This window comes from Pseudomonas sp. GV047 (assembly GCF_003058245.1).
GTDB classification, from domain to species: Bacteria; Pseudomonadota; Gammaproteobacteria; order Pseudomonadales; family Pseudomonadaceae; genus Aquipseudomonas; species Aquipseudomonas marginalis.
This window is the reverse complement of record NZ_QCWA01000006.1, coordinates 244,554-257,575: the sequence shown is the minus strand read 5'-3', so window position 1 is coordinate 257,575 and position 13,022 is coordinate 244,554. Positions and strand designations below refer to the sequence as shown.

13 protein-coding genes are annotated in these 13,022 nt (G+C 60.4%); 4 read left to right on the top strand and 9 right to left on the bottom strand.

Going from position 1 to position 13,022, the window contains the following annotated elements; translation table 11 throughout:
* Positions 1-52 precede the first annotated feature (52 nt).
* Both fos and C8K58_RS17435 read right to left on the bottom strand, forming a co-directional pair.
* The gene (gene fos, locus C8K58_RS17440) at positions 53-463 is read right to left on the bottom strand and encodes a fosfomycin resistance glutathione transferase (RefSeq protein ID WP_092356530.1); all 411 of its coding nucleotides are present in this window, start codon (positions 461-463) and stop codon (positions 53-55) included.
* Positions 464-474: 11 nt separating this feature from the next.
* Positions 475-1,401: a LysR family transcriptional regulator gene (locus tag C8K58_RS17435; RefSeq protein WP_092356527.1), complete on the bottom strand. Its 927-nt coding sequence runs from the start codon at positions 1,399-1,401 to the stop codon at positions 475-477.
* Between the two features lie 68 nt (positions 1,402-1,469).
* Here C8K58_RS17435 and C8K58_RS17430 point away from each other — a divergent pair, with 68 nt between their 5' ends.
* Positions 1,470-1,958 carry a DMT family transporter gene (locus tag C8K58_RS17430; RefSeq protein WP_108573980.1) on the top strand — a complete coding sequence of 163 codons (489 nt, stop codon included), beginning with the start codon at positions 1,470-1,472 and terminating at the stop codon, positions 1,956-1,958.
* Here C8K58_RS17430 and C8K58_RS17425 read toward each other — a convergent pair whose 3' ends face one another.
* From C8K58_RS17425 to C8K58_RS17405, 5 genes are all read right to left on the bottom strand, one after another.
* Entirely contained in the window at positions 1,959-3,290 is a 1,332-nt protein-coding gene (locus tag C8K58_RS17425) for an MFS transporter (RefSeq protein WP_027604361.1), read from the bottom strand.
* A 59-nt stretch (positions 3,291-3,349) separates the two neighbouring features.
* On the bottom strand, positions 3,350-4,291 hold the full coding sequence (locus tag C8K58_RS17420) for a hydroxymethylglutaryl-CoA lyase (RefSeq protein WP_027604362.1): 942 nt from the start codon (positions 4,289-4,291) through the stop codon (positions 3,350-3,352).
* On the bottom strand, positions 4,288-5,481 hold the full coding sequence (locus C8K58_RS17415) for a CaiB/BaiF CoA-transferase family protein (protein WP_027604363.1): 1,194 nt from the start codon (positions 5,479-5,481) through the stop codon (positions 4,288-4,290). Before C8K58_RS17415 ends, C8K58_RS17420 begins: the two co-directional genes overlap by 4 nt.
* A 68-nt stretch (positions 5,482-5,549) precedes the next feature.
* Positions 5,550-6,479 (bottom strand): LysR family transcriptional regulator, encoded by a 930-nt coding sequence (locus tag C8K58_RS17410; RefSeq protein WP_027604364.1) that lies wholly within the window; start codon positions 6,477-6,479, stop codon positions 5,550-5,552.
* Positions 6,479-7,153 (bottom strand): NAD(P)H-binding protein, encoded by a 675-nt coding sequence (locus C8K58_RS17405; protein WP_098480231.1) that lies wholly within the window; start codon positions 7,151-7,153, stop codon positions 6,479-6,481. Before C8K58_RS17405 ends, C8K58_RS17410 begins: the two co-directional genes overlap by 1 nt.
* 355 nt (positions 7,154-7,508) lie before the next feature.
* Between C8K58_RS17405 and C8K58_RS17400 the strand changes: the two genes are divergently transcribed.
* Together C8K58_RS17400 and C8K58_RS17395 are read left to right on the top strand one after the other, a co-directional pair.
* A complete protein-coding gene (locus tag C8K58_RS17400) occupies positions 7,509-8,735 on the top strand; it encodes an aminotransferase class I/II-fold pyridoxal phosphate-dependent enzyme (RefSeq protein WP_108573979.1) in 1,227 nt (408 codons plus the stop codon).
* 140 nt (positions 8,736-8,875) lie between these two features.
* On the top strand, positions 8,876-10,063 hold the full coding sequence (locus tag C8K58_RS17395) for an MFS transporter (RefSeq protein WP_027604366.1): 1,188 nt from the start codon (positions 8,876-8,878) through the stop codon (positions 10,061-10,063).
* Here the strand turns inward: C8K58_RS17395 and yiaY are convergent.
* Entirely contained in the window at positions 10,030-11,178 is a 1,149-nt protein-coding gene (gene yiaY / locus C8K58_RS17390; RefSeq protein ID WP_092356518.1) for an L-threonine dehydrogenase, read from the bottom strand. The genes C8K58_RS17395 and yiaY overlap by 34 nt on opposite strands.
* A 125-nt stretch (positions 11,179-11,303) precedes the next feature.
* On the opposite strand from yiaY, the gene C8K58_RS17385 reads away from it, so the two are divergent.
* Entirely contained in the window at positions 11,304-12,320 is a 1,017-nt protein-coding gene (locus C8K58_RS17385; RefSeq protein ID WP_027604368.1) for a DUF4917 family protein, read from the top strand.
* Positions 12,321-12,381: 61 nt separating this feature from the next.
* Here the strand turns inward: C8K58_RS17385 and C8K58_RS17380 are convergent, their stop codons facing one another.
* A complete protein-coding gene (locus C8K58_RS17380; RefSeq protein ID WP_027604369.1) occupies positions 12,382-12,909 on the bottom strand; it encodes a helix-turn-helix domain-containing protein in 528 nt (175 codons plus the stop codon).
* Between the last annotated feature and the right edge of the window lie 113 nt (positions 12,910-13,022).

The window sequence follows — 13,022 nt, the reverse complement described above, 5'->3', positions numbered from 1 at the left end:
GCGCGACTCTGACAAAACGTAGGAAGGTGGACGGATTCTGCACGTTCCTGCGCTATGGGTAAAACCGCATTCCCGCATAGGGATTGTCGCGGCAAGCCAACAGACGCGAAGCCAGGTCGCCGACATGGGCTTCGAGCTTATGGCCGTCGGGATCAAGGAAATAGAACGAGGCACCTTCGCTGCGATTGTCGCGCCACGCTTGCACCTTGGCGGCGCGCAGACGCGAGACCAGCGCAGCGAAATCACTCGCAGCGACAGTGAACCCATAGTGGGTGTAATCGGCCGACGGCTTCGAGTCGCGCAGCGGATCAAGGGACAGGCATAGCCATAGGCCCGGCAATGACAAATAGGCGCCGGTGTCCCAGGTGGCTTCGAGCTTGAGTTGCAACAACTCATGGTAAAAGGTGACGCTGCGACTCACGTCGGTGACGGCCAGGGTCAAGTGGTTGAAGCCTGAGAACATGTTTTTTCCTGTTATCTGCGGCCTTCGGACAACATACCCTGCACCTGCCCAATCAACCACTGCAACCCCGAATCCCCGCCCCGTCGCGCATGCCACGCCAGTTCAAAGGTAAACGACGGAATATGAAACGGCGGCGCCACGGCGACCAGATGCGGGTGATCAATATTCAGCAAGCCTCGCGACGATACGGTGAGAATCAAGTCCGTGCCCTCGATCAACTGCGGCGCCACGCCCCAGTGCGGCAGGCTGATCGCCACATGCCGTCGCTCGCGAATCGCGGTCAGTGCCCGCTCGATTTCCGGCGCGCCGCTGCCGCGCATTTCCAACAGTACGTGGGGGCGCGACAGGTAGGAGGGCAGGTCGAGCGCACCGCCCTGCGGCAGGCTGTTGCGGTCCAGCAGGCAGGTGTAATGCTCTTCGAATAACGCTGCGGTGCGCAGCTCGGCGGGCATGTCGGGAAAGACGCCGGCAGCCAGGTCGATATCACCATTGAGCACGCCCTCCACCATGCCTTCGCGGCTGGCCTGGATGATTTGCAGGTCGATACCGGACGCTTCACGTCGCAGGACGCGGACCAGACCCGGTAGGAAAATCGCCGCACTGTAGTCCGACATCGCCACACGAAACCGGCGCTTGGCCGATGCCGGGTCAAAGCGATTCGGCGCCAGCAACGCCTGGACCTGGGCCAGGGCTTCGGCCAATGGCGCCGCCAACTCCAGGGCGCGGGCCGTGGGCACTAACATGCCGCCCTGGCGTACCAGCAACGGGTCACCCAATAAATCGCGCAAGCGCGCCAGCGCGTGGCTCACTGCCGGCTGGCTGAGGTGCAAACGCTCGGCGGCGCGGGTGACGTGTTGCTCACTGAGCAAGGCGTCAAGGACCACCAACAGGTTAAGGTCGACGCGGCGCAGATCATTCATCAGTTGCATGCTCGGCATAAGAACTTGGAATTTAAATTTGCGTGACGAATAGCCTAGAGTCCAGCAAAACCTCTGGGAGATTCGCCATGACGACGTTGCATGGGGCCGGTTTGTTGCTATTGGCGGTGATCGCCGGGGCGATGGTGCCGTTTCAAAGTGCGATCAATGCCAACCTCGGACGCGGCCTTGGGCATCCTCTGTGGGCCACCCTGGCGTCGCTGCTGGTGAGCATCCTCGTGCTGCTGCCGGTGATCGTGGCGCTGCGCCTGCCGCTGCCCGGCCTCGCATTTATCACCAAGGCGCCCCTGTGGATGTGGGCCGGGGGCGCGTTTGGCGTGTGCTTTATCGCGCTGGCGTTGACGCTGCTGCCCAAGCTGGGCGCGTCGGGGTTTATCGCCCTGGCCATGGCCGGGCAGATTCTCGCGTCGCTGCTGCTGGATCACTTCGGCCTGTTTGGCTTGGCGGAGCGCCCACTGACAACGCCTCGAATCCTGGGTGCGTTGTTGTTGATGGGCGGCGTGGCGTTGATTCAGTTCAGCGCCACACCGGCCCAAGCGCTGACAAACGCCGGCTGATCAGGCCTTGTCGAGGGTGCGCAGCTTTTGCGGCAGGCCCCACAACAGCAGGGCCGCCGCCAACAACGCGCACACGCCGATCACATAGAGTGCCGGGGTGGTGCTGCCGGTAAGGTCCTTGATCCGCCCCACCATCACCGGGCTGACAATCCCACCGAACTGCCCGAGGGTATTGATCACCGCAATCCCGCCCGCCGCGCCTGCGCCGGCACCGGCCAGCAACTTGGGTGGCAGGGTCCAGAAGGTCGGGATCGACGCGATGATGCCGGCGCCCAACATGCCCAGGGCGATGATCAGGAAGGTGGTGTGATCGGCAAAGATCCCGGCACTGAAGAAGCCCACCGCGCCCAGCACCACCAAGCCGCAGACAAACTTGCGGCGCTCGCCGGTCGCGTCCGACAGCCGCCCGATCACCACCATGCTGATCGCGCCGCACACATAGGGAATCGCGGTGAGCAGGCCGATCATCACCGGGCTTTGGGTGCCGGCGCTGCGGATCAGCTGCGGCGCCCAGAAGTTGAGGCCGTAAGACGCCACCTGGATCAGGAAGTAGATAAACCCGAGCATCAGGAAGCCGGGAATGCGGATCGCCGACAACAGTGAGCCGCCATGTGTGTTCGGCTCATGCCGGGCAATGCGGCTCGACAGCAGGGTCTTCTCCGCCGGCGTCAGCCAGTGCGCATCTTCGATACGGTCCTTGAGCAGGGTCAGCACCAGCAAGCCCAAGCCGATGCAGGGCAAGCCGCCGAGCAGGAACAGCCAGTGCCAGCCGCGCATCTGCAGCACGCCGTCGAGGTGTTCCAGCACCAGGCCGGAGAACGGCGCACCTACCAGGCCGGCAAAGGCGGACGCCAGGAACAGCATCGAGGTAATGCGCCCGCGGAAGTGCTGCGGGAACCACAACGTCAGGTAATACAGCACACCGGGCGCGAAGCCCGCCTCCATCGCACCGATGATGAAACGCAGGCCATAAAACTGCCATTCGGCGGTGACAAACACCATGGCCGCCGTGGCCAGGCCCCACGACATCATGATCCGCGCGATCCAGCGCCGCGCGCCGACCTTGTACAGCATCATGTTGCTCGGCACTTCAAAGATCACATACCCCACCACGAACAACCCGGCGCCCAGGCCGTAGGCGGTGTCGCTCAGGCTGAGGTCGGCCTGCAGCTGGAACTTGGCAAAGCTGATGTTGATGCGGTCAAAAAACGCGAACAGGTAGCACACCATGATCAGCGGCATCAGGCGCCAGGCGACCTTGCTGACCAGGGCTTTTTCGGCATCGATTTCAGCGGCCGGGCGCGCGCCGGCCTCCAACGTATTAGTGCTCATGGTTTCTCTCCAGCGGACTGCTCACAGGCGTCCGATTGTTTTTGTTGTCTGGTATGGCGTTACAAGGCGGCGATGTAGTCCGGCGGCGGATGCAGGTCGCAATTGCGCCCGGCCTTGGCCACCTGGCCAGGCAATTCATGGCCCAGCAAGACCGGCAAGCGGCGGGACAGGTTCAGCAGGTGCGGCAGGTCGACTCCGGTGTGAATGCCCACCTCTTCACACAGGTTGACCAGGTCTTCGGTGCAGATATTGCCCGACGCCCCCGGCGCAAACGGGCACCCACCCAGGCCACCCAACGCCGCGTCAAAACGCCGTGCCCCGGCTTCGTAGGCGGCCAGCACATTGCACAGGCCCAGGCCGCGGGTGTTATGGAAATGCAGGGTCAGGTCGCTGGCCGGCACGTGTTGCAACACGCGCTTGACCAGGCGTTCCACCTGGCGCGGGTTGGCCATGCCGGTGGTGTCGGCAAGGCTGATACCCTGGATGCCGAGCTGCAGATAGGCCTCGACCAGTTGCAGCACGCGGTCTTCATCGATCCTGCCTTCGAACGGGCAGCCAAAGGTGGTGGCGATGCTGCCGTTGAGGCGTACCGGGTGCCCGGCGGCAAAGCTGACGATCTCGCCGAATGCCGCCAACGACGCCTCGCACCGCATGCGCATATTCGCCAGGTTGTGGGTCTGGCTGGCCGACATCACCAGGTTCAGTTCATCGGCGCGCGACTCGACGGCGCGCTGGGCGCCCTTGAGGTTAGGGATCAGCGCAACGTAGATCACCCCGGCTTTGCGCGCAATGCCCTGGAACACGTGTTCGCCATCGCGCAATGCAGGGATGGCCTTGGGCGACACGAAGGAACCGGCTTCGATCCGCGAAAAACCGGCCAGGGAAAGCTGGTCGATCAGGGCGATCTTGTCAGCGGTCTCGACCCAGGTCGGTTCGATTTGCAGGCCATCGCGCGGGGACACTTCCTGCACGATCAGCGGGTCGGAATAGTCAGTGATCATTGCACCACTCCCGAGGTTTTCAGGCGTTGGATGTCGGCAACCGTAAGGCCCAGGCTGCCGAGGATGTCATCGGTGTGCTGGCCCAGGCTCGGGCCCTGCCAGTTCACGGCGCCGGGGGTTTCCGAGAGCTTGGGCACGATGCCGGGCATCTTCACCGACACACCGCCCGGCAGCTCGGCATTGAGCAACATGTCGCGCGCCTGGTAGTGCGGGTCGCTGACGATATCGGCCACGGAGTAGATGCGCCCGGCCGGCACTTCGGCGGCTTCCAGGGCGCTGAGCACCTGCTCGATAGGCAGGCTGCTGGTCCAGTGGGTGATGGCGGCATCGAGCAAAGCGCTTTTCGCCGCACGGCCATCGTTGTGGGCGAATTCGGCGGCTTCGGCCAGGTCGGCACGGCCGATGGTGGTCATCAGGCGCTTGTAGATCGGGTCGCTGTTACCGGCGATCACCACATAGGCACCGTCGGCGGTCAGGTAGGTATTCGAAGGTGCGATACCGGGCAAGGCACCGCCGCTGCGCTCACGCACGTGGCCGAGCATGTCGTATTCGGGCACCAGGCTTTCCATCAGGTTGAACACGCTTTCCGCCAGGGACACATCGACAACCTGCCCGTCGCCCTGGCCCGTCTTGACCCGCAGCAACGCCATCAGCGCGCCGATCACGCCATGCAACGACGCCAGGGAGTCGCCGAGGCTGACGCCGACCCGCGCCGGGGGCGAGTCGGGGTTGCCGGTGGTGTAGCGAATCCCGCCCATGGCTTCGCCGATGGCACCGAAACCAGGGCGGTCGCGGTACGGGCCGGTCTGGCCGTAGCCGGAGATACGCACCAGGGTCAGCTTGGGGTTGAGCGCATGCAGTACGTCCCAGCCCAGGCCGAGTTTTTCCAGGCCACCGGGGCGCAGGTTTTCGATCAGCACATCGGCGTCGCCGAGCAGCTGCTTGATCAGGTCCAGGCCTTCAGCGGACTTGAGGTCCAGGGCCAGGGATTTCTTGTTGCGCGATTGCAGGTACCACCACAGCGAGGTGCCTTCATGCAGCTTTCGCCATTTACGAAGTGGATCGCCCTGCCCCAGGGCTTCGATCTTGATCACCTCGGCACCGAACTCGGCCATCAGCCGGGCGGCGAACGGCGCGGCAATCAGCGTGCCGATCTCGATCACCTTGATACCGCTCAAGGGAGCCGTCATGGGGTGTACCTCTTATTCTTGGAATGTGCAGCCAAGGCTAGAGGACAGGGACAGGAAAAATCCAACCGTCAGTTGGCAAGGAGCGTTCGCTGAATGCGAACGCTCAGGTAATCGAACAACAGCCGGCTCACGGGTGACAACTGCGCCTCATCGCGCACCACCAGGATCAAACTGCGGTCCGACCAGGCATCGGTCAGCGGCACGGCATGCAGGCCCAGGGCACGGCCAAACAACTCATAGGCCTTCAGCGGCAGGATGCCGATGCCCATGTTCGCCTGGACCATCCGGCACATCGCATCAAAGCCCGGCACATGAATACGCAGGCGCAGTGTCTTGCCGGCCTCGCGCGCGGCGGCGTGGGTGCGCATGTTGATCGAGCTGGCGGCGTGCAGGCCCACGTAGTCACTGTCCAGGGTCTCGGCGAAGGCCAGGCTTTCGCGCGGCGCCAAGGGGTGATCCGCCGGCATCAACACCACCAGTTTGTCGTGGCGATAGGTCACGCTGGGCAGGCCCTTGGTGTCGGTATCACTGGAGCAGATCCCCAGGTCCGCCACCCCATCCAGCACACCTTGCACCACGCCGTTGCTGGGGCGTTCTTCGAGGTCGGTTTTCACTTCGGGATGCAGCCTGGAAAAATCCCGCAAGTCTTCCGGAAGAAACTGAATAATCGCCGAGAGATTGGCCAGCATCCGCACGTAACCGCGCACGCCGTGGCTATGCTCGCCAAGCTCCAGGCCCATTTTTTCCACGTTGAACAGCATCTGCCGGGCATGGTGCAGCAGGGTTTCGCCGGCGGCGGTGAGGTCCATGCCCTTGGCCCGTCGCACGAACAGGCTCACCCCCAGCACCTGCTCCAGCTCCATCAAACGCTTGCTGGCTGCCGACACGGCGATGGCTTCGCGGGCGGCGGCGCGGGTCAGGGTGCCCTCTTCGAACACCGCGACGAACAGCTGCAGGGTGATCAAGTCAAGGCGACGCACCAGGCTCTTGTGCAGCATCAGGCGCGCTCGGACGCCAGGCGATTGATCTCGGCCTGTTCCACCACCGGTTGCGGCGCGCCATGGCGCACCGCCGCGAGCATCGCCCGGCCGACAGTCTCGGTGCTCACCACCCAGCCCGGCTTGACCCGACGCACCAACGACAGTACGGGCCCGAGTACGGAATAGAAGGCTTGATACAACGGCGTCTTCGAGCGCACACCGTGCAGCGGCTGAATGATCCCCGGCCGGAACAGGAACACCGCCTTGAACGGCAGGCGCAGCAGGGCATTCTCGGTCTTGCCCTTGACCCGCGCCCACATCGACTTGCCCACCTCGGAGCTGTCGGTACCGGCGCCGGACACGTAGATGAACGTCATCTGCGGATTAAGCCGCGCCAGGGTGCTGGCGGCGACGAGGGTCAGGTCATAAGTGAGGTGGGTGTACTTGGTTTCATTCAGGCCGGCAGACGACACGCCGAGGCAGAAGAAACACGCATCAAACCCTTGCAGCAGGTTTTCCAGGGGTTGGAAATCCAGCATGTCGCTGTGCAACACCTGATGCAACTTGCCGTGTTCCCGGGTCAGGGGCGTGCGGCCGACGGCGACGACTTCCTGTACGTCAGCGGCCAGCAGGCACTCGCGCAGGACGCCCTGGCCGACCATGCCGGTGGCACCGAATAACAGAACTCTCATCAAGTACTCCCTTCATCCATATGGTTTCGACTACCCAAGAGACAGGTCCTTGAAGGCCATCGTCACATCCGGCCGGTATGCGGACACCTTACTCAATCCTGCGGGATACGACCTCAACAAAACGCGAACGCCCCCACTGCATTCATTTACCCAATCACAATCAAATGCTCCCTGGATCCGCTACGTTGAGTCATGCACATAAGAATCGGTCGGATGTCCATTGGGACTTACAAAATGTAGGACCTTACTCACAACAAAATATCCATTCGGAGTAGCTTGCATGGGAAATATCTGACTTACCTTATCAAAATTTTCCCTTTACTGTTTTTGCCTTCCCTAAGGACAGGTAAAAACAATGGAAAATATTCATTCAAAAAATCAGTTCACAAATTACAAAAAACTGATCGACCTTGCCGACAGAGACTGGCACTCAGCACAGTCAGGCCGAATTTGCGAACTTAATGTAAAAGCCAAAAGCAACAACCAACTTATTGATCAGTACGGACGAAAACTTCATCACTTTTGCACAACATCATATCTTGGCCTCGACTACAACCCAAAGATACTAAAAGGGGCTATCCAGGGAATAAAAGAAGCCAAAACACTTCGCATTGCAAACTCAAAAAATCGATGCAAACTTGAAATACTTGAACGATATGAAACAGAGCTATCAGGCCTTTTCAACTCAATCTGCCTCAGCACTTTGTCCTGTAGTGCGGCCAGCTCCGGACTCTTGCCCATGCTCGCCAGCGGCGTATTTACCAATAACTCCCCACCCACAATGATATTCGACAAATATTCCCACTATTCAATGAATCATATTAAAGCCTCGTGCGCAGATGAAACAGAAGTAAAAACCGCGCCTCACAATGACATGTGCTGGATTGAAGACTTGTGCAAAAAACGTAAAAATGTAGCTTACATAGCAGACGGCATATACAGCATGGGTGGAGTCGCAGATATCGATAGCCTGCTCTACTTGAAGGCGCGTTACGGACTGTTCCTTTATTTGGATGACTCCCACGCCTTGTCCGCATTTGGAGATAAAGGGGCCGGTTTTATCCGGCCGCGCTTGCAAGAGATAGACAATAAAACCTTAATCGTGGCCTCTCTAGGCAAATCATTTGGTGCCAGTGGAGGAATGATCATGTTCGGTAGCGAAAGACAGAAAAGTCTAATGTATCGATACGGCGGGCCCAGTAACTGGTCCCAAAGTCTCAATTCTGCCGCTATAGGAGCCGGGCTGGCGTCAATAAAAATACATCAAACAACCGAGCTATCCGTGCTTCAAGAACAGCTTCAAACCAATATCCGGTTATTCGACAGCCTTATCCACACTGAACAACAGGGTGCCGACACCGCAATACGATTGGTAACCTGCGGCGAGGCTGAAAAAGCGAACAAACTCGCTATGCGACTGGCTGACAGCGGATTTTTCACCTCTGCCGTATTTTTTCCTGTCGTGCCCAAGGAAAAAGCAGCATTACGTATAACTCTTCGGGCAGACATGAGCCCTAAAACAGTAGACTTGTTTTGCTCCACACTGACAGCCTTAATACAGGAACATAAAGACGCAAAATAAATTGCGCACCTACTATAAACAACCGCCACATACTCACTCTTATTTCTCAATGAGCATAAACATCAATCATTGTTCGGATCCATACGGAGGAATCGACTTACGATGACGTACGCAGAACTTAAGGCGCAGGACGCCTCCCCTTGAAAAACACCACCCGTCTCGCCCTCGCTTGCTGCGCCGCCTTCCTCGCCCAAGTCGGCATTAGCAGCTATTTGCCCGCTGTGCCGGTCATCGCCCAGTCCCTGCTCGCCGCCGAGGACTACGTCGCACTGGCCCTGGCCGTGTACCTGGTGGGCATGGCGCTGCCGATGTTGCTCTGGGGCAGCCTGGGGGAGCGTTTTGGCAGAAAGCCGGTCCTGCTGGCGGCGCTGGCGGTATATGCCTCGGCAAGCGCGGCGATTCCATCGGCATTTAACGTCGAGTCTTTTTTGTCATTACGCCTGATTCAGGGTTTGGGCGCGGGTGGAGTCGCGGTCATGGCCAGGGTGTTGGTGCGGGACAGTTTCAGCGGGGCGCTTTTGGCCAGAGGGTTGTCGTGGCTGGGGATGACGTTTGTAATCGCGCTAGGTATCGGCCAGTTCATGGGGGCGCTGTTGCAGGCGGCCTTCGGCTGGAAGGCCATTTTCTATGGGTTGGCAATAAGTGCCCTCACGTTGATTGCTGTGCTGCAAAGGGTGGTGTTTCCGTCAGTGATGAAGGCTGATTCGCCAGACTCAGCCTGGCGGATCTACACCACGATTGTGCGGCATCCCCCCTTTCTACACGCAGCATTGGCCGGTGGGCTGGGCTATGGGGTGATCATTGCCTTCAACACCTGTGCTCCGCTGATACTGCAAGGGCGCTTCGAGTGGAGCGCGGCGCAGTACGGCTGGCTGGGGTGGCCGATCAGCGGGGCCTATCTGGCGGGGGCGTTGATGGTCAACCGCTTCGTCGCGCGGATGGGGCGGTTGACGATGATGAGCTGGGGCGTGGCGCTGGCGTTAATGGGAACGGCGCTGATGCTGTTGGGTAGTGTATTTGCCAGCGGGATCGCGCTGTTGTTGTGGTTGCCGTATTGCCTGGCAGTATTTGGGCAATCGATGAGTTACCCCATCAGTTTGTCACTGGCTAATGATCAGTCGCCGGTCAGCGGTTCCTATGCCATGGCCTTGAGTGGCTTCATGCATCAGTTGATGGCCGCGTTGATCGGCGGCGTAGCAAGCCTGCTGGTGAGCCAGCAGGCTTGGCCATTGGCGCTCTTGTGCGTGGCATTGGCTGGCGGCGCGTTCATGTGCACCGCCAGTTGCCGGACAGATCAGAACGCGCTACGAAAGATCTCCTCAATCTGACGCTGATCGGCGCGCCGTGGGTTGGTCAGCCCGCACGCGTCCTTCAATGCATTGGTAGCCAGCAGCGGAATGTCCTGCAACTTGGCCCCCAGTTCGCGCAGGCCGGCGGGGATTTCAACGTCCTGGGACAGGCTGCGAATGGCGGCGATGGCGGCTTGGGCGCCCTCTTCGTCAGTGGTGCCCTTGGCGTCGACACCCAGCGCGCGGCCGACATCGCTCAAGCGCTTGGCACTGACGCTGGCGTTGAAGCTTTGTACATGGGGCAGCAGCACCGCGTTGCACACGCCGTGAGGCAGGTCATAGAGACCGCCGAGTTGGTGGGCCATGGCATGCACGAAACCGAGGGAGGCATTGTTGAACGCCATGCCTGCGAGGAACTGGGCATAGGCCATGTTTTCCCGCGCGGCCTTGTCGCTGCCGTCGCGTACGGCCAGGCGCAGGTTGGCGCTGATCAGTTCGATGGCCTTGATCGCACAGGCGTCGGTGATCGGGGTGGCCGCCGTGGACACGTAGGCTTCGATGGCGTGGGTCAGGGCGTCCATGCCGGTGGCGGCGGTGAGGCCCTTGGGCATGCCGACCATCAGGCTCGGGTCATTGACCGACAGCAGTGGCGTGACGTTGCGGTCGACGATGGCCATTTTCACGTGGCGGGTTTCGTCGGTGATGATGCAGAAACGCGTCATCTCGCTGGCGGTGCCTGCGGTGGTGTTGATCGCCACCAGGGGCATCTGCGGCTTGCTGGATTGGTCGACCCCTTCGTAGTCGCTGATATGCCCGCCGTTGGTGGCGCACAGGGCGATGCCCTTGGCACAGTCATGGGGCGAACCGCCGCCCAGGGACACCACGAAATCGCAGGCGCTCTGCTGCAGCAACGCCAGGCCTTTCTCGACGTTTTCCACATTGGGGTTGGGCTTGGCGCCGTCGTAGATCACCGAATCGATGTCCTGCATCGCCAACTTCTCGGCGATCATGCCGGCCACGCCCGCCTTGGCCAGGCCCGCGTCGGTGACGATCAGCGCTTTGCGAAAACCGTAGTTGCGAATGGCATTCATGGCTTCGTCGAGGCAGTCGGTGCCCATGATGTTGACGGCGGGAATGAAGAAGGTGCTGCTCATGGCGAATCCTCGGATGACGTGTATGCCTACAGCATCAACCTCACCTGCCTGCGGCATCTTGACCAGGATCAACGCCGGCTCGTGATAAAGTCGCCATCCAGCCGATTTCGAGTAGACCCACAGCAATGAAGGATTTCCAGGATATTGACGCCCACCTTGAAGATTGGAGCGCCCTGCGCAGCCGCACCGCCTTCAGTGGGATTCTGATCGGCAATGGCGCGAGCCGCACGATTTGGGAAGACTTTGCCTACGACTCGCTGTTCGAAAACGCACGCACCGTCGAAGAAAAACCCCTGGGCCCATCCGAGCTCAGCGTGTTCGACGCCCTGCAGACCCGCAGCTTCGAGCAGACCCTGGGGGCCTTGAAAACCACCAGCCGAGTCAACAAGGCCCTGGCGGTCAGCTCGGCGGCACCGCGTAATCGCTACTACGCGATCAAGGAAGCGCTGATCAATACCATCCACGCCGTGCACATTCCGTGGCGCCTGGTGCAGCCGTCGACGCTGGCGACGATCAACCGCGAACTGGCGACCTACACCAGCGTGTTCACCACCAATTACGACCTGCTCAACTATTGGGCGATCCTGCACACGCCGGGCATCGACGACCTGTTCCGCAGCGCCGATGCCAGCTTCGACCTGCGCAACACCCACACCGATAGCACGCGCATCCTCTACCTGCACGGCGGCCTGCACCTGGTGCGCAACCTTGACGGCACCGCACGCAAATTGCCGAGCACCGACAGCACCTTGCTCAGCAGCTTTGCGATCAACAACACGATCAAGACCCTGGACGATGTGCCGCTGTTTATCAACGAAGGCACGGTGCAAGAGAAGCTCAAGACCATCCGCAGCTCGGATTACCTGTCGTTCTGCTATGAACAGTTGCTGAGCCATGAGGGCGCGCTGTGCATCTTTGGCCATGACCTGGGAACGCAGGATCAACACGTGGTGGATGCAATTCGCCAGGCCCGCCCCGCGACCCTGGCGATCTCGGTATCGGGCCGCAGCGACGGGTTTATTCGCCAGCAGAAGCGGCGGTATTCGCAGTTGTTTGATGGCAGTGGCGCGCAGTTGAAGTTTTTTGCCGCGCGCACGCATCCGTTGGGTGACCCCGCACTGTCGGTACCTGTCGAACGTTGAGCCACCGGTGGGAGGGGCTTGCTCCCGCCCATACCGACCGCATTTCAAACCGTCAGCGCGGTCATTCTTGCGAGCTGTGTACAACCACCAATAGCTGCGCCTGCACAGGCCCTACCGAACGCAGCCGATGCGGCTTCTGCGCATTGAAATGCAGCGCATCGCCGCGCTCCAGAATCACCCGTTCGTTCATGAAATCCACTTCTACCGCCCCTTCATGCACGAACAGGAACTCCTCTCCAAGGTGCTCCTTGAAGGTCTTGTCGGAGAATTGCGCCGGCGGGTAGATGATGAACGGCAACAAGCTGCGCTCACTGACCTGATGGGCCAGCACTGCGTAACCCGGCGCGGTGTCGGGCCGCTCATGGCTGCGCACCAGGCTGTAGCTGTCGAGGCTGACGCGGTCTTCGCTGAACAGTTCTTCGACCTTCACGTTCAACGCCTTGGCCAGTTTCAGCGCAGCGGCAATCGACGGCGTGTTGAGCCCACGCTCGACCTTGGACAGGTAACTCTTGGTCATCCCGGACTTTTCAGCCAGGGCCTCCAAGGTTACGCCAAGTTTTTTCCTCAATAATTTCAAACGGATAGACATGTGCTGCGGTTAATCCATGCAGAAGCGATAAGCTGCGCTTGCCAATGACACTTTGTGTCATATAGCATCATTAGTGTCATTTGCCTCACCCAACGACCTTGCGAGCAGCGGGA

What these genes read in the sequence shown, in the direction of transcription:
- C8K58_RS17420 (WP_027604362.1), bottom strand. Translation starts at nt 4,291, where the DNA reads ATGATCACTGACTATTCCGACCCGCTGATCGTGCAGGAAGTGTCCCCG.
- C8K58_RS17385 (WP_027604368.1), top strand. Translation starts at nt 11,304, where the DNA reads ATGAAGGATTTCCAGGATATTGACGCCCACCTTGAAGATTGGAGCGCC.
- C8K58_RS17410 (WP_027604364.1), bottom strand. Translation starts at nt 6,479, where the DNA reads ATGCTGCACAAGAGCCTGGTGCGTCGCCTTGACTTGATCACCCTGCAG.
- fos (WP_092356530.1), bottom strand. Translation starts at nt 463, where the DNA reads ATGTTCTCAGGCTTCAACCACTTGACCCTGGCCGTCACCGACGTGAGT.
- C8K58_RS17425 (WP_027604361.1), bottom strand. Translation starts at nt 3,290, where the DNA reads ATGAGCACTAATACGTTGGAGGCCGGCGCGCGCCCGGCCGCTGAAATC.
- C8K58_RS17415 (WP_027604363.1), bottom strand. Translation starts at nt 5,481, where the DNA reads ATGACGGCTCCCTTGAGCGGTATCAAGGTGATCGAGATCGGCACGCTG.
- yiaY (WP_092356518.1), bottom strand. Translation starts at nt 11,178, where the DNA reads ATGAGCAGCACCTTCTTCATTCCCGCCGTCAACATCATGGGCACCGAC.
- C8K58_RS17405 (WP_098480231.1), bottom strand. Translation starts at nt 7,153, where the DNA reads ATGAGAGTTCTGTTATTCGGTGCCACCGGCATGGTCGGCCAGGGCGTC.
- C8K58_RS17430 (WP_108573980.1), top strand. Translation starts at nt 1,470, where the DNA reads ATGACGACGTTGCATGGGGCCGGTTTGTTGCTATTGGCGGTGATCGCC.
- C8K58_RS17400 (WP_108573979.1), top strand. Translation starts at nt 7,509, where the DNA reads ATGGAAAATATTCATTCAAAAAATCAGTTCACAAATTACAAAAAACTG.
- C8K58_RS17435 (WP_092356527.1), bottom strand. Translation starts at nt 1,401, where the DNA reads ATGCCGAGCATGCAACTGATGAATGATCTGCGCCGCGTCGACCTTAAC.
- C8K58_RS17380 (WP_027604369.1), bottom strand. Translation starts at nt 12,909, where the DNA reads ATGTCTATCCGTTTGAAATTATTGAGGAAAAAACTTGGCGTAACCTTG.